The organism is Streptomyces sp. YGL11-2 (assembly GCF_050054615.1).
Taxonomy (GTDB): domain Bacteria; phylum Actinomycetota; class Actinomycetes; order Streptomycetales; family Streptomycetaceae; genus Streptomyces.
The window spans coordinates 13,732-35,580 of sequence record NZ_JBNHIN010000021.1 but is presented as its reverse complement, the minus strand read 5'-3'; the positions used below and the strand labels follow the sequence as shown (position 1 = coordinate 35,580).

The following is a 21,849-nucleotide window of genomic DNA, read 5'->3' as shown; positions in this document are numbered from 1 at the left end:
GGCCGCCCTTTTGTGCGGTGGCTGTCCGTTATCGACGCGCTCTTCGTAGCAGGTCTGTCGTGGGCCGGGTGACGCCCCGCAGATGTTTCTGAGATACGAGGAGTGCTGTCATGGCTGAGATCAAGCTCACCGCTGAGGCCCGTAACGACTTCGGCAAGGGCGCCGCCCGCCGCCTGCGTCGCGAGGCCAAGGTTCCGGCGGTCATCTACGGTCACGGTGCCGAGCCCAAGCACATCGCGATCGACAGCCACGCGCTGATGATGGCCCTGAAGACCCCGAACGCGCTGATCCGCCTGGAGGGCGAGGGCGGTGGCGAGCTGGTCATCCCCAAGGCCGTGCAGCGCGAGGCGATCCGCCGCTTCCTGGTCCACGTGGACTTCCTGGCCGTCAAGAAGGGCGAGAAGGTCGCCGTCGAGCTCCCGATCCAGACCGAGGGCGAGCTGGCGCCGGGCGGCAACCTGGTGGAGCACCTGCTGAACACCCTGCCGGTCGAGGCCGAGGCGACCCACATCCCCGAGGCCGTGACCGTGTCGATCGCGGGCCTGGACGCCGGTCACACCGTCCTCGCCAAGGACATCGCGCTGCCCGCCGGTGCGTCGCTGACGGTCGAGGGTGACACCCCGGTGCTGCAGGTCGTCGCCGCGCAGGCCGAGGCCCCGGCCGAGGCCGAGGCGGAGGGCGAGGAAGCCTGATCGCCCGTTCCGGAATATCCGGAATACTCTTTCAACCGCCGTCCCGTGCTCTGGCGCGGGGCGGCGGTTGACTGCTTTCAAGGAGACGCGGAAATGGCGGAGATGGCGGGCGCAGACAGCCCTTGGCTCGTTGTGGGGCTGGGAAATCCGGGGCCGGAGTACGCGGCCAATCGCCACAATGTGGGTTTCATGGTGGCGGATCTGCTCGCGGAGCGGATGGGCGGGCGTTTCAAGGCGCACAAGGCGCGGGCGCAGGTCGTCGAGGGGCGTATCGGTCCGCCGGGGCCGTCGAGCCGCCGGGTGGTGGTCGCCAAGCCGATGTCGTTCATGAACCTCTCGGGCGGGCCGACCACGGCGCTGCGGGACTTCTACAAGGTCCCGGTGGCCAACATCATTGCGGTGCATGACGAGTTGGACATCGATCACGGCACCCTGCGGCTGAAGCTGGGCGGCGGGGACAACGGGCACAACGGCCTGAAGTCGATCACGAAGTCGCTGGGTTCGGATTACCACCGGGTGCGGTTCGGGATCGGCCGTCCGCCGGGCCGGATGCCGGTGGCGGATTTCGTGCTGAAGGATTTCTCGTCGGCGGAGCGCAAGGAACTGGACTACTTCGTGGACCGGGCGGCCGACGCGGTGGAGGCGCTGATCCTGGAGGGTCTGGAACGGGCGCAGAGCACGTACAACTCGTGAATGGGGCAGTGCGGGGCAGGGCCTGACGAAAGGCCGGGCGGAGGTTGACCGGGCGCGGCGGGATGGCCAAGGATCGCCGCCATGCCCCCACGCAGTAGGCGGACCGGTTCGGTCAGACGCAGTCGTTCCCGGCGGTTCGGCGAGGGTGCCTTCGGGGTGCTCCTCGTCGCCCGGACCGCGGTGATGGCGCTGCTTGCGCTGCTCCTGCTGGTCGCGGGGGTGTGGACGTCGTGGGGGACGGCGCGGTACGCGATGCTCGCCAAGGGGCGGGAGCGCGGCACGATGACGGTGGCGGCGTGTGCCGCGGACCGCTGCACGGGGCCGTTCGTCCCGGCCGACGCGGGCGGGCGGCGGCAGCAGGTGTCGGTCGCGCAGACGGCGGTGAAGAAGGGCGAGCGGGTCGCGGTGGCGCTGCGGCCGGACTCCACCCGTGCGGTGCGGACCGGGCTGGGCGGTGTGCTGCATGCCTGGGTGCCGTTCGGCGGGGCGCTGCTGCTGGCGGCGCTCATCGTGGCCGGCGGACTCCGGCTGCGCCGTACGGCGTGGGTGATGGGGCTGCTGGGGGCGGCGCTGCTGGGGGCGACCTTCGCGACGATGTAGACGCGGCGGATCCGGACGTACGACGGCGGCCCGCCCCTCTGGTGCGAGGGGCGGGCCGCCGTCGTGTGCGGAGCGGTGCCGGGTCAGCCGGTGTTGCGGAGGCCGGCGGCGACGCCGTTGACGGTCAGCAGCAGCGCGCGGGCGAGAACCGGGTCGGCCTCCTCGCCGTTGGCGGCGGCCCGGCGCTGGCGGTCCAGGAGGGAGACCTGGAGGTAGGAGATCGGGTCCAGGTAGGCGTCGCGGATGTGGAAGGTCTGCTTCAGGGCCGGGTTGGAGTCGAGGAGTTCGCGTTCCCCGGTGACCCGCAGGACTTCCTGGACGGTCAGTTCGTGCTCGGCCCTGATGTCGTCGAAGACGTGCTTGAGCGCGTCGGGGACGAGGGTGTCGACGTAGTGCTGCGCGATCCGCAGGTCGGTCTTGGCGAGCGTCATCTCCACGTTGGAGAGGAAGTTGCGGAAGAAGTGCCAGTGCTCGTGCATCTCGTCCAGGACGCTGCCGAGCCCGGCCTCGCGGGCGGCCTTGAGGCCGGTGCCGACGCCGAACCAGCCCGGGACGATCTGGCGGGACTGGGTCCAGCCGAAGACCCAGGGGATGGCGCGGAGTCCGTCGAGGCCGGCGCCGGAGTCCGGGCGGCGCGACGGGCGCGATCCCAGGTGCAGCTCGGCGAGCTGGTCCACCGGGGTGGAGGCGAAGAAGTACGCGGGCAGGTCGGGGTCCTCGACGAGGCGGCGGTAGGACCCGTGGGCGGCCTCGGAGACGGTCTCCATGGCGGCGTCCCAGCGGGCCAGCGCCTCGTCGGACTGGCGGGGGGCGGTGTGCAGGGCGGATGCCTGGAGCGTGGCCGCGACGGTCAGTTCGAGGTTCTCCCGGGCCAGTGAGGGGACCAGGTACTTGTCGGAGATGACCTCGCCCTGCTCGGTGACCTTGATCTCGCCTTCGAGGGTGCCGTAGGGCTGGGCGAGGATGGCGTCGTGCGAGGGGCCGCCGCCGCGGCCGACGGTGCCGCCGCGGCCGTGGAAGAGGCGCAGCCGTACGCCGTGCCGGTGGGCGACGTCGCGCAGCAGGCGCTGGGCGCGGTGGATCTCCCACTGGGAGGTGGTGATACCGCCGAACTTGGAGGAGTCCGAATAGCCGAGCATGACCTCCTGGACGTCGCCGCGCAGGGCGACCAGCCGCCGGTAGGAGGGGTCGGCGAGCATCTCGTCCAGCAGCTGGTCGGCGATCCTGAGCTCGTCGGTGGTCTCCAGCAGCGGCACGATGCCGATCTTGGCCCAGCCGGCGTGCAGGTCGATCAGGCCGGCCTCGCGGGCCAGTACGGCGGCGGCGAAGACGTCGTCGGAGCCCTGGCACATGGAGATGATGTACGACTCGATGACCTCGGGGCCGAAGGTGTCCTTGGCCTTGAGGATGGTGCGGAAGACGCCGAGGGTCTTGGCGCCGGCCTCGTCGAGCGGAGCGGGCGTGGGGGCCAGCGGGCGGCGGGAGCGCAGTTCCTTGGCGAGGAGCTTGCGGCGGTAGTCGCGCGGCATGTCCACGTAACGCCAGGACTCCTCGCCGAGGCGGTCGAAGAGCTGGCCGAGGGTGTGGTGGTGGGCGTCGGCGTGCTCGCGGATGTCCATGGTGGCGAGCTGGAGGCCGAAGGCGGCGATGGTGCGCAGGGTGCGCTCCAGGCGGCCGTCGGCGATCAGGCCGCCGCGGTGCTCGCGCAGCGAGGTCTGGATGATCGCCAGGTCGTCGAGGAGTTCGGCGGTGCCCAGGTAGTCGCGGCCGGGCACGTGCGGGGTGTCGCCGGCGAGCCGGTCGCGGGTGTTGATCAGCTTCTGCCGGACGCAGGTGGCCTTGAGGCGGTAGGGCTCCTCGCTGTTGAGCCGCTTGTAGCGGGGGCTGATCTCCGGGAGGAGGTCGAGGTCCCGCCGGAGGGATTCCAGCAGCTCGTCGGTGGCGCCGCAGTTGCGGATGGAGTTGGAGAGCGCGCCGCGCAGCTCGTCGACGTGCTCCAGTGCGTCGGTGATGCCGTGCTCGTGCTGGAGGATCAGGACGTCCCAGGTCACCTGGGGGGTGACGTTGGGGTTGCCGTCGCGGTCGCCGCCGATCCAGGTGCCGAAGGTGAGCGGGCGGGTGCCGGCCGGCAGCTGGGCGCCGGCCCGCTCCAGCTCGGCGGCGAGGTCTTCGAGGACGTCGCCGACCGCGCCGCGGCCCAGCTCGTCGAGGTAGTAGATGGCGTTGCGGGCCTCGTCGGTGGGCTCCGGGCGGGCCACCCGCAGCTCGTCGGTCTGCCAGATGAGGTCGATGCTCTCGGCGAGGCGGAGGTCGGCGCGGCGGCGCTCGGTGGGGTCCGTGCGGTCCAGCAGCTCGGCGACCCTGCGGAGCTTGGTGAGGACGGAGCGGCGGGCGGCCTCGGTGGGGTGGGCGGTGAAGACCGGGCGGACGCCGAGGTGGCGGGCGGTGGCCCGCAGGTGCTCGGGGTCGGCGTCCTTGAGCATGTCGGCGGTGCGGGCGAGGATGCCGCCCTCGGCGGCCCGCTTGGCGCGCAGCTCGCGACCGCGGTGCACCTGCTCGGTGACGTTGGCCAGGTGGAAGTACGTGGAGAAGGCGCGCACGAGCTTGGCGGCGGTGGCCAGGTCGGTGTCGCCGAGGAGCCGGGCGGCGGCTTCGCCGTCGGAGCGGGTCAGCGCGCGGACCCGCTCGACGAGGTCCAGCAGCTCCTGTCCCTCCTGCCGTACGAGGGTCTCGCCGAGGAGGTCGCCGAGGCGGCGGATGTCGGCGCGCAGCGCGACGTTGTCGCTGGTGGCGTCGGGGTTTTCGGACACGTTCTCGGCGGTGGTGTTGTCGGCACTGCTCACAGGTGCGGCTCCTTGCAGTGATGGTGCAGTCATTGAGCACGTCTGGGCTTGTGGCGGACCGCGCTGTCCGACGCCCCCAGGATAGGTCTCCCCACCAGCGGCGAATCACACCGTCCGCAGGGTGGGCACCCGCCGTGGCGGGCGGGGGTCGGGGCCTGTCACAGTCTTGCCCGCGGCGGTGTCGCTGCCATACTTACGAAACCGTAGGTTACGGTCCCGTAGGCCGTATCCGAGCCCCCGAGCCCCCGACGAGGGACACCATGACCGCTGGTACTGAAGCCGTCGAAGAGTCACCGCTACCGCTCGACGCGCCCGCCGGTTCTTCCGCTCCGTCCACCCTGCCGTCCGCGACGCTGGGCGGCGAGCAGCGCCGCTCGCTGGAACAGATCAGCCTGCTGTTGTTCATCACCGTGCCGTTCGTGGCGCTGGTCGTCGCGGTGCCGCTGGCCTGGGGCTGGGGGGTGAGCTGGCTCGATCTCGGGCTGATGACGGCGATGTACTACATCGGCTGCCACGGCATCACGATCGGCTTCCACCGCTATTTCACGCACGGCGCCTTCAAGGCCCGGCGTCCGCTGCGGATCGCGCTGGCGGTCATGGGGTCGATGGCGGTGGAGGGCCCGCTGGTCCGCTGGGTGGCGGACCACCGCAAGCACCACAAGTTCTCCGACGCGGAGGGCGACCCGCACTCCCCCTGGCGCTTCGGCGAGAGCGTGCCCGCGCTGATGAAGGGCCTGTGGTGGGCGCACATCGGCTGGATGTTCGACGAGGAGCAGACCCCGCAGCACAAGTACGCCCCCGACCTGATCAAGGACCCGGCGATCCGGACCGTCTCCCGCCAGTTCATCCTGTGGACGACGGTGTCGCTGCTGGTCCCGCCGCTGGTCGGCGGGCTGGCCACCTGGTCCTGGCAGGGCGCGCTGACCGCGTTCTTCTGGGGCTCCCTGGTGCGGGTGGCGCTGCTGCACCACGTCACCTGGTCGATCAACTCGATCTGCCACGCGGTCGGCAAGCGCCCGTTCAAGTCCCGCGACCGCTCCGGCAACGTGTGGTGGCTGGCGGTGCTGTCCTGCGGCGAGTCCTGGCACAACCTCCACCACGCGGACCCGACCTGCGCCCGGCACGGGGTCATGAAGGGCCAGCTGGACTCCAGCGCCCGGCTGATCCGCTGGTTCGAGCGGGCCGGCTGGGCGTACGACGTCCGCTGGCCGAACGCGGCGCGGATCGACGCCCGACGCCAGGAGAACGCCCGAGGCGGGGAGAAGGCCGCGCAGGCGGCATGATTGACGAGTGGCGATCGACAGCAGCAGCGCGAACAACGGCAAGGGAAAGTCCTCCGCGTCCTCGACGCCCGGGGGCCGGCGCGCGCGCCGGGTACGGATGACCGGTGCGGAACGCCGGGAGCAGTTGCTGGACATCGGCCGCACGCTGTTCGCCGAGCGTGGCTACGAGGGCACGTCCGTCGAGGAGATCGCCGCCAAGGCCGGCGTGTCCAAGCCCGTGGTCTACGAGCACTTCGGCGGCAAGGAGGGGCTGTACGCGGTGGTCGTGGACCGCGAGATGCGGCAGCTGCTGGACATGGTGACCGGTGCGCTGACCGCCGGCCATCCGCGCGAGCTGCTGGAACAGGCCGCGTTCGCGCTCCTCGACTACATCGAGACGTTCACGGACGGCTTCCGCATCCTCGTCCGCGACTCGCCGGTCGCCCAGTCGACCGGCACCTTCGCGTCCCTGATCAGCGATATCGCCACCCAGGTCGAGGACATCCTCGGGCTGGAGTTCAAGGCACGCGGCTTCGATCCGAAGCTGGCCCCGCTGTACGCGCAGGCCCTGGTCGGCATGGTGGCGCTGACCGGTCAGTGGTGGGTCGACACCCGCAAGCCGAAGAAGGCGGAGGTGGCGGCGCACCTGGTGAACCTGGCGTGGCACGGGCTGGGCAATCTGGAGGCCAAGCCGCGGCTGATAGGGCACCGCAAGAACTAGGGCCGCTCCGCTGGGTCGGGCTCGGAAAGACCCCGGCACCGACGACCGGTGCCCGGCGCCGGCGCGGGCGGTGCCGCGCCGGCCTCGAACCAGCAGCCTTCTCCATGCCTCCCCAGGCAGGCGGCGAGCTGGATGTGGCCGAGGCCGGTGCTCATGGCGGTCGGGCGGAGTCAGGCGATGGGGGTCGGGGGCTTCTGGGCCACGACGAAGATGCGTCGGAAGGGGAACACCGTGCCGTGCCGGCCGGTGGGGTACGCCTCGCGCAGCGCGTCGCGGTATTCGATGAGGAAGGCTTCGCGCGCCTCCGGGTCGTTTTCGAGGACGGTGAGGACGGGGCGCAGGGCGGTGCCCTTGACCCAGTCGAGGACCGGGTCGTCGCCTTGGAGGAGCTGGACGTAGGTGGTTTCCCAGACGTCGGTGGCGCAGCCGAGGTCGGTGAGGCGCTCCAGGTAGTCGGCGGGTTCGAGGATATGGACGAAGCGGCGACCGTGGGTGTCCAGGCGGTCGCGCCATTGCGGGGAGTCGCACAGTTCGCCGAGGAGGGCGTGGCTGGGCGAGGTGAAATTCCCGGGTACCTGGAACGCGAAGGTGCCGCCCGGGGTGAGGGCGTCGACCCAGCGGGCGAAGGAGTCCGGGTGGTTGGGGACCCATTGCAACGCGGCGTTGGAAACGATCAGGTCGTAAGGCTCTTCGGGAATCCAGTCGGCGGCGTCGGCAGGCGCGAAGTCCAGGTGGCCGCCGCCGGGGGTCGGCCCGGCGTGGTTCTCGGCTTCCTTCAGCATCTCGGGGGAGTTGTCGAAGCCGGTGATGTGCGCGTCGAGCCAGCGGTCGGCGAGCTGGACCGTCACGTTGCCCGGACCGCAGCCCAGGTCGGCGATGCGGGCGGGACGGCCCGGCCGCGGCAGTTGTGGTATCCGGGCGAGAAGGTCGCGGAAAGGCCGGGTGCGGTGCCCGGAGTGATGCAGGTACTGCTGCGGATCCCAGGTTGGTGCGTCGTGCATGTTCGAAAACCCCTCTGCTGATACAGGGTCGGCACGGTTCGACTCCGGAAGTCGTCGCGCCGCGTTCTAGCCATCTCGGATGGAATCCGAGCCCGCGGCGACGATTCCCAGTAGTCCGGGAAAATATATCTAGACGTCGAGATACTTTACGTCAAGAGACTTCACGTCGACAGACCCTTTACACTGATCGTCATGGAGGACGAGGTCGACCGACTGGTGGCAGCATGGCGCCGCGAGCGCCCGGACCTCGACGTGGAACCGCTTGAGGTCCTCAGCCGCGTCTCCCGGCTGGCCAGACATCTGGACCGGGCCCGCCGCCTCGCGTTCTCCGAGGTGGGACTGGAGCCCTGGGAGTTCGACGTGCTCACCGCGCTGCGGCGGGCCGGCGCCCCCTACCAACTCTCCCCCGGCGCCCTGCTGACGCAGACGCTGGTCACCTCCGGCACGATGACCAACCGCATCGACCGGCTGGCCAAGAAAGAGCTTGTCGAGCGGCTGCCCGACCCCAGCGACCGGCGCGGCGTGCTGGTCCGGCTGACCGCCCAGGGCCGCGACAAGGCCGACCAGTCCCTGGCCGGACTGCTCGCCCAGGAGCGCGCGATTCTCGCCGAGCTCTCGCGAGCGCAGCGGCAGGAACTGGCCGGTCTGCTGCGGCGGTTGACCGGCCCCTTCGACAACATCCCCGGCTAGGGCCACACCCCTCCCGCACGCCCCCGTGTCCTCTTGCCCGGCCGCCCCCGGGTGGGCTTGGATCGCGGCATGAGCCAGCACGAAACGCGCCCGGTGCCCGGTGGCCCGTACGGCAGGCGGTTCGCGGGCCGGACGGTCGTGGTGACCGGGGCGGCCGGCGGGATCGGGGCGGCGACGGCGGACCGGCTGGCGGCCGAGGGCGCCGGGGTGCTGCTGCTGGACATCGACGACGCGCGCGGCGAGCACACCGCGCGGCGGATCCGGGCGGCCGGCGGGCGGGCCTCGTACGAGCACTGCGACGTGGCCGACGAGAGCGACTGGCGGCGGGCCGTGGAGGCGGCGCGGCGGCGGTACGGCCCGGTGGACGGGCTGGTCAGCAACGCGTATCTGCGGTACGTCGCGGCGGCCGACGAGACGCCGGCGGCGGACTGGGAGCGGCAGCTGGCGGTGAACCTGACCGGCTCCTTCCTCGGCGTGCGGGCCGCGCTGGCGGATCTGCGGGCGCGCGGCGGGTCGGTGGTGCTGACGTCGTCGGTGCACGCGCTGGTCGGGCTGCCGGGGCGGCCCGCGTACGCCGCGTCCAAGGCCGGGCTGACCGGGCTGGGGCGGCAGCTGGCGGTGGAGTACGGGCCCGAGGTGCGGGTCAACAGCGTGCTGCCGGGCCCGGTGCTGACCGCGGCCTGGGACGGCATCGGGGAGGCGGACCGGCAGGCCAGCGCGGCGCAGACGGCGGCGCGGCGGCTGGGGCGGCCCGAGGAGGTCGCGGCGGCGATCGCGTTCCTGCTGTCCGACGAGGCGTCGTTCGTGACGGGGGCGAGCCTGGTCGTCGACGGCGGGTGGAGCGTGTACAAGAACTCTTCGTGAGGGCGGGAACCTCGACTGCGACCCTGGGGGTCCGATGGGCATCCGATTCGGCGGCGACTACAACCCCGAGCAGTGGCCCGAGGAGGTGTGGGCCGAGGACCTGGCGCTGATGAAGGCGGCCCACGTCACCACGGTCACGGCCGGGATCTTCTCCTGGGCGAAGGTCGAACCCCGGCCCGGGGAATGGGACTTCGGCTGGTTCGACCGGGTGCTGGACGGGCTGGCGGGAGCCGGGATCGAGGTGTGCCTGGCGACGATGACGGCCTCGCCGCCGCCCTGGCTGACCCGCGCGCACCCGGAGATCCTGCCGGAGGGGCCGGACGGGCAGCGCCGCTGGCCCGGGGCCCGGCAGCACTTCTGCCCGTCCAGCCCGGTCTACCGGTCGTACGCGGTACGGCTGGTGGAGCAGCTCGCCGCCCGGTACGCGGAGCATCCGGCGCTCGCCATGTGGCATGTGGGCAACGAGTACGGGTGCCACACCCGGCAGTGCTTCTGCGAGGTGTCGGCGGAGGACTTCCGGGTCTGGCTGCGGACCCGCTACGGGAGCGTGGACGCGCTCAACGACGCCTGGTCGACGGCCTTCTGGTCGCAGGCGTACGGGGACTTCGACGAGGTGCTACCGCCGCGGGCCGCGCCCACCTTCCCCAACCCGGCGCAGCAGCTGGACTATCTGCGCTTCGGCGACCACGCGCTGCGGGCCTGCTATCTGGCCGAGAAGGCGGTGCTGGCGCGGCTGGCGCCGGAGGTGCCGGTCACCACCAACCTGATGCCGCAGCACAAGCCGGTCGACGCGTTCGGCTGGGCGCCGCACCTGGACGCGATGGCGCTGGACTTCTACCAGGACCCGTACGCGGCGGACGATCACGTACGGGCCGGGTACGTCTTCGACCTGATGCGCTCCGCGCGCGGCGGGCAGCCCTGGCTGCTGCTGGAGCAGGCGCCCGGCGCGGTCAACTGGCGGCCGAGGAACGGGCCCAAGCCGCCCGGCGCGATGCGGCTGTGGAGCTGGCAGGCGGTGGCGCAGGGGGCGGACGCGGTGCTGTTCTTCCAGTGGCGGCAGTCGCTGGGCGGGGCGGAGAAGTTCCACTCGGCGATGCTGCCGCACGGCGGGACGGACACCCGTACGTGGCGTGAAGTCACCGATCTCGGGCGGGAGTTCGCGTCGGTTCCGGGCATCGCGGGGACCCGGTCGCGGGCGTCGGTCGCGCTGCTGGCGGACTGGCACAGCTGGTGGGCGCTGGAGCTGGACTCCCGGCCGTCGACCGCGCTGGACCACTCCCGGATCGCGCTGGAGCACTACCGGCCGCTCTTCGAGGCGGGGGTGGCCTGCGACGTGGTGCCGCCGCAGCGGGAGCTGTCCGGCTACCGGCTGGTCGTGGTGCCGAACCTGTATCTGGTGACGGCCCGGGACGCGGAGCGGCTGGCGGCCTATGTACGGGACGGCGGGCGGCTGGTGGTGTCGTTCTTCTCGGGGATCGTCGACACGCACGACCGGGTGCACCCGGGGGGCTATCCGGCGCCGCTGCGCGAGCTGCTGGGGCTGCGGGTCGCGGAGTTCTGGCCGCTGGCCGAGGGCCGTTCGGTGACCGTCGGGGCCGTCGGGGCCGTCGGGGCCGTCGGGGCCGTCGGGGAACGGGCGTACGCGGGGCGGGCGGACCTGTGGTCGGAGGAGATCGACCTGGAGGGGGCAAAGGCTCTCGTCCGCTTCACGGACGGCGAGTTGGCGGGGCGGCCCGCGGTGACCTGGCACGACTACGGGCGGGGCACCGTCTGGTACCTCGGCACCCGCCTCGAACCGGCGCTGCTGCGGACCCTGTTGGACGACGTCCGCGAGGCCGCGGGGGTGACGCCCGTACTGCCGGGGCTCCCGGCGGGGGTGCAGGCGGCCGTACGGGAGGGTGCCGGCGGGCGGTACCTGTTCCTGCTCAACCACGGGGCGAGGGCGGTGGAGGTGAGGCTGCCGGGGCCCATGCGGGACGCGCTGGCGCCCCGGGCGGCGGCCGTGGAGCAGGTGGCGCTGGCCGCCCGGGGCGTGGCCGTACTGACCGATCCGGCGGCGGAGCCGGACTGACCCGTACTGGAGCGCCGGCCGCCCGTCAGGGCACCGTGACCGGGCCCGCCCCGGCCGGCTCCAGCTCGACCGGGCCGACGCCGGCCCGGCGGGCCAGCGCCACCGCCGCGAGGGTGGAGTGCACCCCGAGCTTGCCGAGCACGTTCTGCATGTGCGTACGGACCGTGTGCGGGGAGAGGAACAGCCGCTCGGCGACCGCCTTGCGGCCCAGCCCCGCCACCATGCAGCGCAGCACCTCGCGCTCGCGCGGGGTCAGCGACTCCACCAGCCGCTCGCTCTCCGTACGGTGCCGGCGGGCGGCCGTCAACTCCCGCAGGACGCCGGTCAGCAGGGCGGGCGGCAGATGCGTCTCGTCGCGCAGCACGCCGCGGATGACGGCGAGCAGCCGGGAGAGCGAGCAGTCCTTGGCGACCCAGCCGGAGGCGCCGGCCAGGAGGGCCGAGGCGGCCCGGCGCGGGTCGTCCCGGTCGGCGAGCACCACCGTCCGCAGGTACGGGTGGCTGGAGCGCAGCCCGGAGACCAGCGCGATGCCGTCCATCGGGCAGCCGCGGGGCGCGGCCTCGCGGACCGCCCCGTCCCGCGCCGCGGCGTCGCGGGACGCGCCGTCGCGGGCGGACGGCTGCGGCGGCACCGCGAGCAGCGGCGCGGCCAGATCGGCGTCCGCCAGCAGCACGTCGAAGCGGCGGCCGTCGGCGGCCGCCCGGTCCAGATTGCGCAGCGCCGCCGGGGCGCTGCCCGCCGCCGCGACGTCCACGTCCACTTCCGCGGCCAGCGCGGCGGCCAGGGATTCGGCGAAGATGCGGTGGTCGTCGACCACCAGAACCCGGATTCGTTGCACAGAGACCCCCTGTCTCGGTGAACGGACCATAGCGGGCACGGCGCCCGGATTGAAGATCGCCTCAACGGCACGGCCGCCGCCGCGCCGACCTGGCCACCCCACCCCGGACGCCGTGCCCGAAACGGTCTCGCCCCCTGAAACGGCACCGGCCCCCACCGGCACCGGATCAAGCCTACGGTCGGGGCGCGGCCCGGGAAGGCGAATGGCCGAAGTGGCCCGGCGATTGGCCGGAGCGCCGGGGGCGTCTCAGGCGCGCGCGGCGGTCCCGGTGGACTGGTCCGCCAGACGGCGTGCACCGGCGCTCGGAACGGCCGGGAAGATCCGCGGAGCGGCGAACCCGGCCGCCGCGAACGCCGCGGTGACCGCGTCGGCGACCGGCTCCGCGGCGCGCTCCTCGACGAGCACCACCGCCGAGCCGCCGAAGCCGCCGCCGGTTATCCGGGCACCCAGCGCACCCGCCGCGTCGGCGGCGCCGACGGCGAGGTCGAGTTCGGCGCAGGAGACCGCGAAGTCGTCGCGGAGCGAGGCGTGTCCGGCGGTGAGCAGCGGGCCGATGCCGCGGATGTCACCGGCGTCGAGGCGGGCGACGACCTGTTCCACACGGTGGTTCTCGGTGACGACATGGCGGACGAGGGAGCGGACCGCGGGATCGTCAAGTCGGTCGAGGGCCACGGGCAGATGCGCGTACGGAACATCGCGCAGGGCGCGCACACCGAGCGCCCGCGCACCGCGTTCACAGCCGGCGCGCCGCTGGGCGTACGCGCCGTCTCCGAGCTCGTGCCGGACGCGGGTGTCGACCACCAGGAGCCGCAGCCCCTCCCCCGCCAAATCGAACGGTACGTGACGGTAGTTGAGGTCCCTGGTGTCCAGGAAGAGGGCGTGCCCGGCGGTGCAGCAGGCGGCGGCGGTCTGGTCCATGATCCCGCAGGGCACGCCGACGAACGCGTTCTCCGCCCGCTGGGCGATCCGGGCCAACTCCTGTGGGGCCAGGCCGAGTCCGTAGAGATCGTTGAGGGCGAGGGCGGTGGCGACCTCCAGGGCCGCCGAGGAGGACAGCCCGGCGCCGGTGGGCACCGCGCTCTCGTAGTGCAGGTCCGCGCCGCCCACCGGCAGCCCGGCCTCCCGCAGCGCCCAGACGACGCCCGCCGGGTAGGCGGCCCATCCCGCGGTGGGGGTCGGCGCCTCGCCGCGCAGCGCGTCGGGGTGCAGCTCGGTGATGCCGCCGCCGGCGCCGGCCGAGTGCAGGCGCAGCACGCCGTCGGGGCGGGGCGCGGCGGCGGCGAGGGTGGTGTGCGGGAGGGCCAGCGGCATCACGAAGCCGTCGTTGAAGTCGGTGTACTCACCGATCAGGTTGACCCGGCCGGGCGCCGCCCAGACGCCCTGGGGCTCCGCCCCGTACACCTCGCGGAAGGCCGCCGCCGTCCGGGGAGCGCCGTGCTCCGTGTCGGTCACGCGGACTCCTTCGGCTGGTGTGGCAGGTCCGCGGACTCCTCGCGGGCGATGCGCCGGGCGAACCGCCAGGCGTCGGCGATGATTCCGGCGAGGTCGGCGCGGCTGGGGCGCCAGCCGAGCCGGTCGATGGCGGTCCGTGCGGAGGCCACCAGGACGGCCGGGTCGCCGGCGCGGCGCGGGGCGGTGATCTCGGGGACGGGGTGCCCGGTGACCTTGCGGACGGTCTCGATGACCTCGCGTACGGAGAAGCCGTTGCCGTTGCCGAGGTTGCAGACGAGGTGTTCGCCGGGCCGCGCCGCCGCCACGGCGAGCAGGTGGGCCTCCGCGAGGTCGGCGACGTGGATGTAGTCGCGGACGCAGGTGCCGTCGGGGGTCGGGTAGTCGTCGCCGTAGACGGAGATCGCCTCGCGGCGGCCCTGGGCGACCTGGAGGACGAGCGGGATCAGGTGCGACTCGGGGTCGTGGCGCTCGCCGCAGTCGCCGTAGGCGCCGGCGACGTTGAAGTAGCGCAGCGAGACGGCGGCCAGGCCGTGCGCGGCGGCCTCACCGCTGATCATGTGGTCGACGGCGAGCTTGCTGGCGCCATACGGGGAGGTGGGGGCGGTGGGGTCGGTCTCGGTGATCGGGGTGCCGACCGGCTCGCCGTAGGTCGCGGCGGTGGAGGAGAAGACCAGCCGGCGCACTCCGGCGTCGCGCATCGCGGTGAGCAGGTCCATGGTGCCGCCGACGTTGTTGCGCCAGTACTTCTCCGGGTCGGCCACGGACTCGCCGACCTGCGAGAACGCGGCGAAGTGCAGCACCGCGTCGTACGAGGCGTCCAGCCACCGGCCGGCGTCGCGGATGTCGCCCTCGATGAACCCGGCGCCCGCCGGGACCCCCTCCCGGAAGCCGGTGGAGAGGTTGTCGAGGACCGTCACGGTGTGGCCGGCCTCCAGCAGATGCTGGGCCACCACGCTGCCCACGTAGCCGGCACCGCCTGTGACCAGGTACTTCTTGCTCACTCGCTCGCTACCTCTCGCAGTCGATCGGCCGCGGCCTCCGGCGGCACGTCGTTGATGAACACGTTCATGCCGGACTCCGAACCCGCGAGGAACTTCAGCTTGCCGGAAGTCCTGCGGATGGTGAAAAGCTCCAGATGGAGCGCGAACTGGGAGCGGTCCGCGGCGTGTACGGGCGCCTGGTGCCAGGCGGAGATGTACGGCGTCGGGGCCGCCCCCGGCCCGAATATCCGGTCGAACCGCCGCAAGACTTCCAGGTAGAGCTGTGGGAACTCTGTGCGCGCCGCCCCGTCGAGGGCGAGCAGGTCGGGGACCCGCCGCTTGGGGTAGAGGTGCACCTCGTACGGCCAGTGGGCGGCGTACGGGACGAAGGCCGCCCAGTGCTCGCCTTCGAGGACGATCCGGCGGCCGTCGGCGAGTTCGTCGGCGAGGACGTCGTCGAAGAGGTTGCGGCCGGTGGCCCGGCGGTGCGCGGCGAGGGAGGCGAGCATCCGCTCGGTGCGCGGGGTGGTGAAGGGGTAGGCGTAGATCTGGCCGTGCGGGTGGCCGAGCGTGACACCGATCTCGGCGCCGCGGTTCTCGAAGCAGAACACTTGCTGGACGCCGGGGAGTTGGGAGAGTTCCGCGGTGCGGTCGGTCCACGCTTCGAGGACCAGGGCGGCCCGCTCCTCGGTGAGGTCGGCGAACGAGGCGTCGTGGTCGGAGGTGAAGCAGACCACCTCGCAGCGGCCGTGGTCGCCGGCGAGGGACGGGAAGCGGTTCTCGAAGACGGCGACGTCGTAGTCGGCGGCGGGGATCTCGCTGTGCCGGCCATCGCGGGAGGGGCACAGCGGGCACTCGTCGGCCGGCGGGTGGTAAGTGCGGGCCTGGCGGTGCGAGGCGACGGCCACGGAGTCGCCGAGGAGGCGGTCGTGGCGGATCTCAGCGGCGGTGGCGACCGGGTCGAGGGGGCGGTGGTCGGGGGCGTCGCGGACCACGTCGTCGGCTGTGTCGTAGTAGATCAACTCCCGGCCGTCCGCGAGCCGGGTCGCCGTCTTCTTCACCGGTAGCTCCTCACCGCACCCAAACAGAAACAAACACAATGAAGCACAAGCGAACAGGTGCGTCAATGTGCGGCCGATACACGGTCAGCGAAGCGGGAACAAAGCGGCCATTCCCTGTCGAACAACCCGCGATTCTCTCAGATCAATCACGATCCAACATGGGAACCGAACAAAACTATTCAGTTTTCGGTCGACCGCGCGTACGTTTCTGTGCGTTCGAATCGCGCACACCGCTGTGCCCCCCGAAAAGAGTCCCCCATGATCACTCTGGCCGAAGGACTACGACTCCCGACCAACGGGCTCGACTACACGATCCTGGCCATCTACTTCGTCGTCGTCCTCGGCATCGGCTTCGCCGCCCGGCGCAGCGTGAAGACGAGCCTGGACTTCTTCCTCTCCGGGCGGTCGCTGCCCGCCTGGGTCACCGGACTCGCCTTCGTCGCCGCCAACCTGGGCGCCACCGAGATCCTCGGAATGGCGGCGACCGGCGCGCAGTACGGCGTCGCGGTCGTCCACTGGTACTGGATCGGCGCCATCCCGGCCATGGTCTTCCTCGGCCTGGTCATGATGCCCTTCTACTACCGCTCGAAGGTCCGCTCCGTACCGGAGTTCCTGCTCCAGCGCTTCGACAGGTCGGCGCACCTGCTCAGCTCGATACTCTTCGCCTTCGCCGCGGTCCTGATCGCGGGCGTGAACCTCTACGCGCTGTCGATCGTCGTCGAGGCGCTGCTCGGCTGGCCGCAGTGGGTGGCCATCGTCGTCGCCGGGCTGTTCGTCCTCGCGTACATCACCATCGGCGGGCTCTCCTCGGCGATCTACAACGAGGTGCTCCAGTTCTTCGTGATCCTCGCCGCGCTCATCCCGCTGGTCGTCCTCGGCCTCAAGCGGGTCGGCGGCTGGGGCGGTCTGACCCACTCGCTCACCTCCGCGCACGGCCACAACTTCCTGACGGCGTGGGGCGGTACGGGCATCGGCCAGGCCAACCCGCTGGGCGCCAACTGGCTGACGATCATCCTCGGCCTGGGCTTCGTGCTCTCCTTCGGCTACTGGACCACCAACTTCGCCGAGGTGCAGCGCGCACTGTCCGCGAAGAACCTCTCCGCCGCCCGGCGCACCCCCCTCATCGCCGCCTTCCCGAAGATGTTCATCGTCTTCCTGGTGATGATCCCGGGCCTGGTCGCCGCCGTGCTCGTACCGAAGATCGGCGCCCCGGGCGGCCTGCAGTACAACGACGCGATCCCCTACCTCATGCAGGAGCTGCTGCCCAACGGCGTGCTGGGCATCGCCGTCACCGGTCTGCTCGCCGCGTTCATGGCCGGCATGGCGGCCAACGTCTCGTCCTTCAACACCGTCTTCACGTACGACATCTGGTCCAAGTACATGAAGCCGGGCCGGCCCGACGGCTACTACCTGCGGTTCGGCCGGCTGATCACCGCGATCGGCGTGCTGGCCTCGATCGGCACCGCGTTCATCGCCTCGTCGTTCTCCAACATCATGGGCTACCTCCAGACCCTGTTCTCCTTCTTCAACGTGCCGATGTTCGTGGTCTTCATCATCGGCATGTTCTGGAAGCGGGCCTCGATGAAGTCCGGTGTCTGGGGCCTGCTCGCCGGCACCACCGCCGCGATGGTCAACTACTTCTGGATCTACAAGCAGCACGTGATCTCCATACCGACCGACCAGGGCGCCAACTTCGTCTCCGCGATCGTCGGCTTCGTCGCGGGCGCGGCGGTCATGGTCGTCGTCACGCTCTTCACCGAGCCCAAGCCGCAGGCCGAACTCGCCGGGCTGGTGTACGGAACGACGGCACCGGGTCTGGAAGAGCCGGCTGCCGAGGGCGACGACGCCTGGTACCGCAAGCCCGCGCTGCTGGGCTGGGGCGCCATCGCCCTCGCCGCGCTGTGCTACCTGCCCTACTCGCTCTGAACCCGCCCCGACCGGAGACCCTGTCATGTCTGAACTGCAGCACGAAGTGACCGAGTTGGAGCGCAGGTCGGCCACCGCCGCCCGGCTCTTCGACATCCGCCGGATCATCGGCGGCCTGTTCGTCGTCTACGGCGTGATCGTCACCATCGCCGGGCTCATGGCCTCCGACGCGGACCTCCACAAGGCCCAGGGCATCAACATCAACCTCTGGACCGGCGGGGGCATGCTCGCGCTCGGCGTGTTCTTCCTGGTGTGGCTGAAGCTGCGGCCGATAGCGCCACCGCCGGCGGCGGAGCTTCAGGACGAGCGGGGCGAGCGCGGCGAAGGGGACTGAGCCCGCTCCAGCAGACCGGTGCGGGCGGCCAGCGCGGCCGCCTCCAGCCGGGAGCCCACCTCCAGCTTCATCAGCACCCGCTGGACATGCGTCCGCGCGGTGCTGGGCGCGATGTCCATCCCCGCGGCGATCACCCGGGTGTCCTCGCCGTCCGCGACCCGCATCAGCACCTCGACCTCCCGCGGGGTGAGCAGCTGGAGCAGCCGCGCGCCCTCGTCGTCGGGCTGGGCGGAGGGGTGCAGCAGCTCCTCGAAGGCGTGCTGGAGCAGCTGCGGCGCGATGGCCGCCTCGCCCGCCCGCGCCTTGATCATGGCCCGTTCGACGCCCTCGATCCGCTCGTCGTTGCGGACGTAGCCGGAGGCCCCGGCGGCGAACGCGGCGGCGATCCCGCGCGGGCTGGGCACCGGCCCGAGCACCACCACCGCGACCTGCGGGCGCTCCTTCTTGATCCGCACGACCGGGTCGAACGCCCCCGGCTCGGCGGGCGTCGCGGTGCCCAGCAGGCACACCTCGGGCGCCCGGCTCACCACCAGGTCCGCGGCCCCGGCGCTGGGCGCCGCCGCCGCCAGCACCCGGTGCCCGCGCAGCTTGAGGGCCGAGGCGAGCGCCTCGGCGAGCAGCCGGTGATCGTCGACCACCATGAGCCGTACGCCCATCGGGCAAACCCCCTCAACTCCCCGGCCCGGCCATATGTCCCCGGGAAGCTACACGGTCGGCAGGCGAAGCGCGCCCCCCGGAAGGAGGATGACCACCGGAACGCGGGATTCCCGGCCACTCGGGGTCGGCCACCGCCCGCCTCCTACGGGCGGGCACCGGCCCCGGCGGCCGGGAAAGGCGGCCCGGAGGGCCTCAGGCGTCCTCCGCCAGCTCCAGCCAGCGCATCTCCAACTCCTCGCGCTGGCCTGCGAGTTCACGCAGTTCGGCGTCGAGTCCGGCGACCTTCTCGAAGTCGGTGGCGTGCTCGGCGAGCTGTGCGTGGACCGCGGATTCCTTGTCCCCGATCTTGTCCAGTTGCCGCTCGATCCGCTGGAGTTCCTTCTGCGCCGCGCGGTTGACGGCGGCCGGCTTCTTCGAGGCCGCGGCGGCCGGCTGGGCGGGCGCCGGCACCGCCGCCTCGATCACCTTCTGCCGCCGCTCCAGGTACTCGTCCAGACCGCGCGGCAGCATCCGCAGCGCCGCGTCGCCCAGCAGCGCGAACACCCGGTCCGTCGTCCGCTCCACGAAGTACCGGTCGTGGCTGATCACGATCAGCGAGCCGGGCCAGCCGTCGAGCAGGTCCTCCAGCTGCGTCAGCGTCTCGATGTCCAGGTCGTTGGTCGGCTCGTCCAGGAACAGCACGTTCGGCTCGTCCATCAGCAGCCGCAGGATCTGGAGCCGCCGCCGCTCACCACCGGACAGATCACCGACCGGCGTCCACTGCTTCTCCTTGGTGAACCCGAACTTCTCGCACAGCTGCCCCGCGGTCATCTCCCGGCCCTTGCCGAGGTCGACCCGGTCGCGCACCTGCTGGACGGCCTCCAAGACCCGTAGGGCCGGGTCCAGTTCGGCGACCTCCTGCGAGAGGTACGCCAGCTTCACGGTCTTGCCGACGACGACCCTGCCCGCCGCGGGCTGCGCCTCGCCCTCCGTACGGGCCGCCACGGCGAGCGTGCGCAGCAGCGAGGTCTTACCGGCACCGTTGACACCCACCAGGCCGATCCGGTCCCCCGGCCCCAGCTGCCACGTCAGGTGCTTGAGCAGCACCTTCGGCCCGGCCTGAACGGTCACACCCTCCAGCTCGAAGACCGTCTTGCCGAGCCTGGAGCTGGCGAACTTCATCAACTCGGCGCTGTCCCGCGGCGGCGGCACGTCCGCGATCAGCTCGTTGGCCGCCTCGATACGGAACCGCGGCTTACTGGTCCGCGCCGGGGCACCGCGCCGCAGCCAGGCCAGTTCCTTCCGCATCAGGTTCTGCCGCTTGGCCTCCTCGGAGGCGGCGATCCGCTCCCGCTCGGCCCGCGCGAAGACGTAGTCGGAGTAGCCGCCCTCGTACTCGTGGACGGTGCCGCGCTGCACGTCCCACATCCGCGTCGCGACCTGGTCCAGGAACCACCGGTCGTGGGTGACGACCACCAGCGCGGAGCGCCGGCCGCTCAGGTGTCGCGCCAGCCAGGAGATCCCTTCCACGTCGAGGTGGTTGGTCGGCTCGTCGAGCACGATCAGGTCCTGCTCGGCGATCAGCAGCTTGGCGAGCGCGATCCGCCGCCGCTCACCACCGGACAGCGGGCCGATGACGGTGTCCAGGCCCTGATCGAACCCCGGCAGGTGCAGATCCCCGAACAGCCCGGTCAGCACGTCCCGGATCTTGGCGTTGCCCGCCCACTCGTGATCGGCGAGATCACCGATCACCTCGTGCCGGATGGTGGCTTCCGGGTCCAGCGAATCGTGCTGGGTCAGCACACCGAGCCGCAGACCGCCGGCGTGCGTGACCCGGCCCACGTCGGCGGACTCCAGCTTGGCGAGGATCCGGATCAGGGTGGTCTTGCCGTCGCCGTTACGGCCGACGACGCCGATCCGGTCGCCCTCATTGACGCCGAGGGAGACACCGTCGAGCAGCGCACGGGTCCCGTACACCTTGTCGACGGCTTCCAGATTGACGAGGTTGACGGCCATCTCACTCCTGGTCTGTGCATCCCCGGTCGGGGACGGGTCGGCTTCAAGAGTAGTCGGCGTTGGGCGGGTGCCTTCGGGGGAGGACGGGGGCGGCTCACAGGGGACACGCGCGAGGGGCGGTCACCCTTTGTGATGACGTCATGGGGATATCGCCGCTACCGTGAAGGGCAGGCAGCAGGATCTCGTCCATGGGAGGAACCATGATCGCCGAGTCCGTCGAGCACCGCTGGCCGGTGCCGCCCCCGGCTGGCTACACCGTGGACGACCTGTTCACACTGCCTGATCTCCCGCCGCACACAGAGCTGATCGACGGGAGCCTGGTTTTCGTGAGTCCGCAGCGCATCTTCCACACCGATGTGATGCATGTGTTGGTCAACGGGCTGCTGAGTACCGCACCACCCGAGGTGAAGGTCAAGCGGGAGATGACCGTCGTCATCGACAAGCGCAACGGTCCCGAGCCAGACATCTCCGTCGTGCGTGCCGAAGCCGTCACGGGTCGACGCCAGACCCACTTCAAGGCAGCCGACGTCCTGCTCGCCATCGAGGTCGTCTCACCGGACTCCGAAGCCCGCGATCGCGACGCCAAGCCGCGCAAATACGCCGCGGCGGGCATCACTCACTTCTGGCTGGTCGACATGGCGGGCCTGGACGACCACCCGGTCGTCCAGGTCCATGAGCTCGGCGAGGCCACCGGCACGTATGCACTGACCGGCATTTACCACGACCGCGTCAAGCTCAGCGTGCCCTACCCCATCGACATCGACCTGACCGCCATCGACGAGCTTTAAGCACCGCTCTTGACGGCCGCGACGAACGACGACCACCCGGCGGCGGGGAAGACCAGCGCAGGCCCCTGCGGATCCTTGCTGTCCCGGACGGGGACGATGCCGGGGAGGCCGTCGGCGACCTCGATGCAGTTGCCTCCGGAGCCGTTTGAGCAGCGGGATGCCTCGGTAGCTGCCTTCCACTAACTGTTCGAGCGTGAGCCCGGCCTGCTCCCGGAGGTAGCGCACCTCGGCGCCGTAGAAGCACGGGACGCTGGCCGAGGGATCGGCGTCCTTGCGAGGGGGCATAACTCACCACCGCTACTTGCTGGTTGCCCGGTACAACGCGATTCCTCGGCACGCTACGCGCGTGCGCTGCCGCCGCGTGAGCGATTCGCCGCAATG

Annotated in this window: 20 protein-coding genes; 11 read left to right on the top strand and 9 right to left on the bottom strand. The window is 71.5% G+C overall.

The genetic code is table 11. The annotated features are described in order from the left end of the window. Nucleotides 1-110: 110 nt before the first annotated feature. The 3 genes from ACO1BR_RS23425 (at nucleotide 111) to ACO1BR_RS23415 (ending at nucleotide 1,985) form a co-directional block, all read left to right on the top strand. Nucleotides 111-692, top strand: coding sequence for a 50S ribosomal protein L25/general stress protein Ctc (locus ACO1BR_RS23425; protein WP_426797049.1), 582 nt, complete (start codon nucleotides 111-113; stop codon nucleotides 690-692). A gap of 102 nt (nucleotides 693-794) precedes the next feature. Next, the gene (gene pth, locus ACO1BR_RS23420; protein ID WP_426797122.1) at nucleotides 795-1,385 is read left to right on the top strand and encodes an aminoacyl-tRNA hydrolase; all 591 of its coding nucleotides are present in this window, start codon (nucleotides 795-797) and stop codon (nucleotides 1,383-1,385) included. An 81-nt stretch (nucleotides 1,386-1,466) separates the two neighbouring features. Continuing rightward, on the top strand, nucleotides 1,467-1,985 hold the full coding sequence (locus ACO1BR_RS23415) for a hypothetical protein (protein WP_426797048.1): 519 nt from the start codon (nucleotides 1,467-1,469) through the stop codon (nucleotides 1,983-1,985). Nucleotides 1,986-2,068: 83 nt separating this feature from the next. Here ACO1BR_RS23415 and ppc read toward each other — a convergent pair whose 3' ends face one another. Further along, complete coding sequence (ppc, locus tag ACO1BR_RS23410) at nucleotides 2,069-4,828, bottom strand: phosphoenolpyruvate carboxylase (RefSeq protein WP_426797047.1); 2,760 nt, start codon at nucleotides 4,826-4,828, stop codon at nucleotides 2,069-2,071. Between the two features lie 260 nt (nucleotides 4,829-5,088). Between ppc and ACO1BR_RS23405 the strand changes: the two genes are divergently transcribed. Further along, nucleotides 5,089-6,111, top strand: a complete 1,023-nt coding sequence (locus ACO1BR_RS23405) for an acyl-CoA desaturase (protein ID WP_426797046.1) — start codon at nucleotides 5,089-5,091, stop codon at nucleotides 6,109-6,111. 13 nt (nucleotides 6,112-6,124) lie between these two features. After that, nucleotides 6,125-6,811, top strand: a complete 687-nt coding sequence (locus ACO1BR_RS23400; RefSeq protein ID WP_426797121.1) for a TetR family transcriptional regulator — start codon at nucleotides 6,125-6,127, stop codon at nucleotides 6,809-6,811. 170 nt (nucleotides 6,812-6,981) lie between these two features. On the opposite strand, the gene ACO1BR_RS23395 is transcribed toward ACO1BR_RS23400, so the two are convergent. Beyond that, complete coding sequence (locus tag ACO1BR_RS23395) at nucleotides 6,982-7,812, bottom strand: trans-aconitate 2-methyltransferase (protein WP_426797045.1); 831 nt, start codon at nucleotides 7,810-7,812, stop codon at nucleotides 6,982-6,984. Nucleotides 7,813-8,004: 192 nt separating this feature from the next. On the opposite strand from ACO1BR_RS23395, the gene ACO1BR_RS23390 reads away from it, so the two are divergent. From ACO1BR_RS23390 to ACO1BR_RS23380, 3 genes are all read left to right on the top strand, one after another. Beyond that, nucleotides 8,005-8,502: a MarR family winged helix-turn-helix transcriptional regulator gene (locus ACO1BR_RS23390; RefSeq protein WP_426797044.1), complete on the top strand. Its 498-nt coding sequence runs from the start codon at nucleotides 8,005-8,007 to the stop codon at nucleotides 8,500-8,502. A 69-nt stretch (nucleotides 8,503-8,571) separates the two neighbouring features. Next, complete coding sequence (locus ACO1BR_RS23385; protein ID WP_426797043.1) at nucleotides 8,572-9,366, top strand: SDR family NAD(P)-dependent oxidoreductase; 795 nt, start codon at nucleotides 8,572-8,574, stop codon at nucleotides 9,364-9,366. Between the two features lie 34 nt (nucleotides 9,367-9,400). After that, nucleotides 9,401-11,437 carry a beta-galactosidase gene (locus ACO1BR_RS23380; RefSeq protein ID WP_426797042.1) on the top strand — a complete coding sequence of 679 codons (2,037 nt, stop codon included), beginning with the start codon at nucleotides 9,401-9,403 and terminating at the stop codon, nucleotides 11,435-11,437. Nucleotides 11,438-11,462: 25 nt separating this feature from the next. Here the strand turns inward: ACO1BR_RS23380 and ACO1BR_RS23375 are convergent, their stop codons facing one another. The 4 genes from ACO1BR_RS23375 to galT all read right to left on the bottom strand — a co-directional run bounded on the left by ACO1BR_RS23375 (nucleotide 11,463) and on the right by galT (nucleotide 15,768). Then, the gene (locus tag ACO1BR_RS23375) at nucleotides 11,463-12,275 is read right to left on the bottom strand and encodes a LuxR C-terminal-related transcriptional regulator (protein WP_426797041.1); all 813 of its coding nucleotides are present in this window, start codon (nucleotides 12,273-12,275) and stop codon (nucleotides 11,463-11,465) included. 246 nt (nucleotides 12,276-12,521) lie between these two features. After that, nucleotides 12,522-13,727: a galactokinase gene (galK, locus tag ACO1BR_RS23370; protein ID WP_426797040.1), complete on the bottom strand. Its 1,206-nt coding sequence runs from the start codon at nucleotides 13,725-13,727 to the stop codon at nucleotides 12,522-12,524. Continuing rightward, nucleotides 13,724-14,728, bottom strand: a complete 1,005-nt coding sequence (gene galE, locus ACO1BR_RS23365; RefSeq protein WP_426797039.1) for a UDP-glucose 4-epimerase GalE — start codon at nucleotides 14,726-14,728, stop codon at nucleotides 13,724-13,726. Before galE ends, galK begins: the two co-directional genes overlap by 4 nt. After that, complete coding sequence (gene galT, locus ACO1BR_RS23360) at nucleotides 14,725-15,768, bottom strand: galactose-1-phosphate uridylyltransferase (RefSeq protein WP_426797038.1); 1,044 nt, start codon at nucleotides 15,766-15,768, stop codon at nucleotides 14,725-14,727. Before galT ends, galE begins: the two co-directional genes overlap by 4 nt. Nucleotides 15,769-16,026: 258 nt before the next feature. Between galT and ACO1BR_RS23355 the strand changes: the two genes are divergently transcribed. Both ACO1BR_RS23355 and ACO1BR_RS23350 read left to right on the top strand, forming a co-directional pair. Then, complete coding sequence (locus ACO1BR_RS23355) at nucleotides 16,027-17,694, top strand: sodium:solute symporter family protein (RefSeq protein ID WP_426797037.1); 1,668 nt, start codon at nucleotides 16,027-16,029, stop codon at nucleotides 17,692-17,694. A 25-nt stretch (nucleotides 17,695-17,719) separates the two neighbouring features. Further along, complete coding sequence (locus ACO1BR_RS23350) at nucleotides 17,720-18,028, top strand: hypothetical protein (RefSeq protein WP_426797036.1); 309 nt, start codon at nucleotides 17,720-17,722, stop codon at nucleotides 18,026-18,028. On the opposite strand, the gene ACO1BR_RS23345 is transcribed toward ACO1BR_RS23350, so the two are convergent. Both ACO1BR_RS23345 and ACO1BR_RS23340 read right to left on the bottom strand, forming a co-directional pair. After that, nucleotides 17,992-18,684 carry a response regulator transcription factor gene (locus ACO1BR_RS23345; RefSeq protein WP_426797035.1) on the bottom strand — a complete coding sequence of 231 codons (693 nt, stop codon included), beginning with the start codon at nucleotides 18,682-18,684 and terminating at the stop codon, nucleotides 17,992-17,994. The genes ACO1BR_RS23350 and ACO1BR_RS23345 overlap by 37 nt on opposite strands. A 193-nt stretch (nucleotides 18,685-18,877) precedes the next feature. Next, a complete protein-coding gene (locus tag ACO1BR_RS23340) occupies nucleotides 18,878-20,680 on the bottom strand; it encodes an ABC-F family ATP-binding cassette domain-containing protein (protein WP_426797034.1) in 1,803 nt (600 codons plus the stop codon). Between the two features lie 188 nt (nucleotides 20,681-20,868). Between ACO1BR_RS23340 and ACO1BR_RS23335 the strand changes: the two genes are divergently transcribed. Beyond that, nucleotides 20,869-21,468, top strand: coding sequence for a Uma2 family endonuclease (locus tag ACO1BR_RS23335; protein ID WP_426797033.1), 600 nt, complete (start codon nucleotides 20,869-20,871; stop codon nucleotides 21,466-21,468). Here ACO1BR_RS23335 and ACO1BR_RS23330 read toward each other — a convergent pair. Continuing rightward, nucleotides 21,465-21,566, bottom strand: coding sequence for a DUF397 domain-containing protein (locus ACO1BR_RS23330; RefSeq protein WP_426797120.1), 102 nt, complete (start codon nucleotides 21,564-21,566; stop codon nucleotides 21,465-21,467). The two genes, ACO1BR_RS23335 and ACO1BR_RS23330, sit on opposite strands and share 4 nt — an antisense overlap. Between the last annotated feature and the right edge of the window lie 283 nt (nucleotides 21,567-21,849).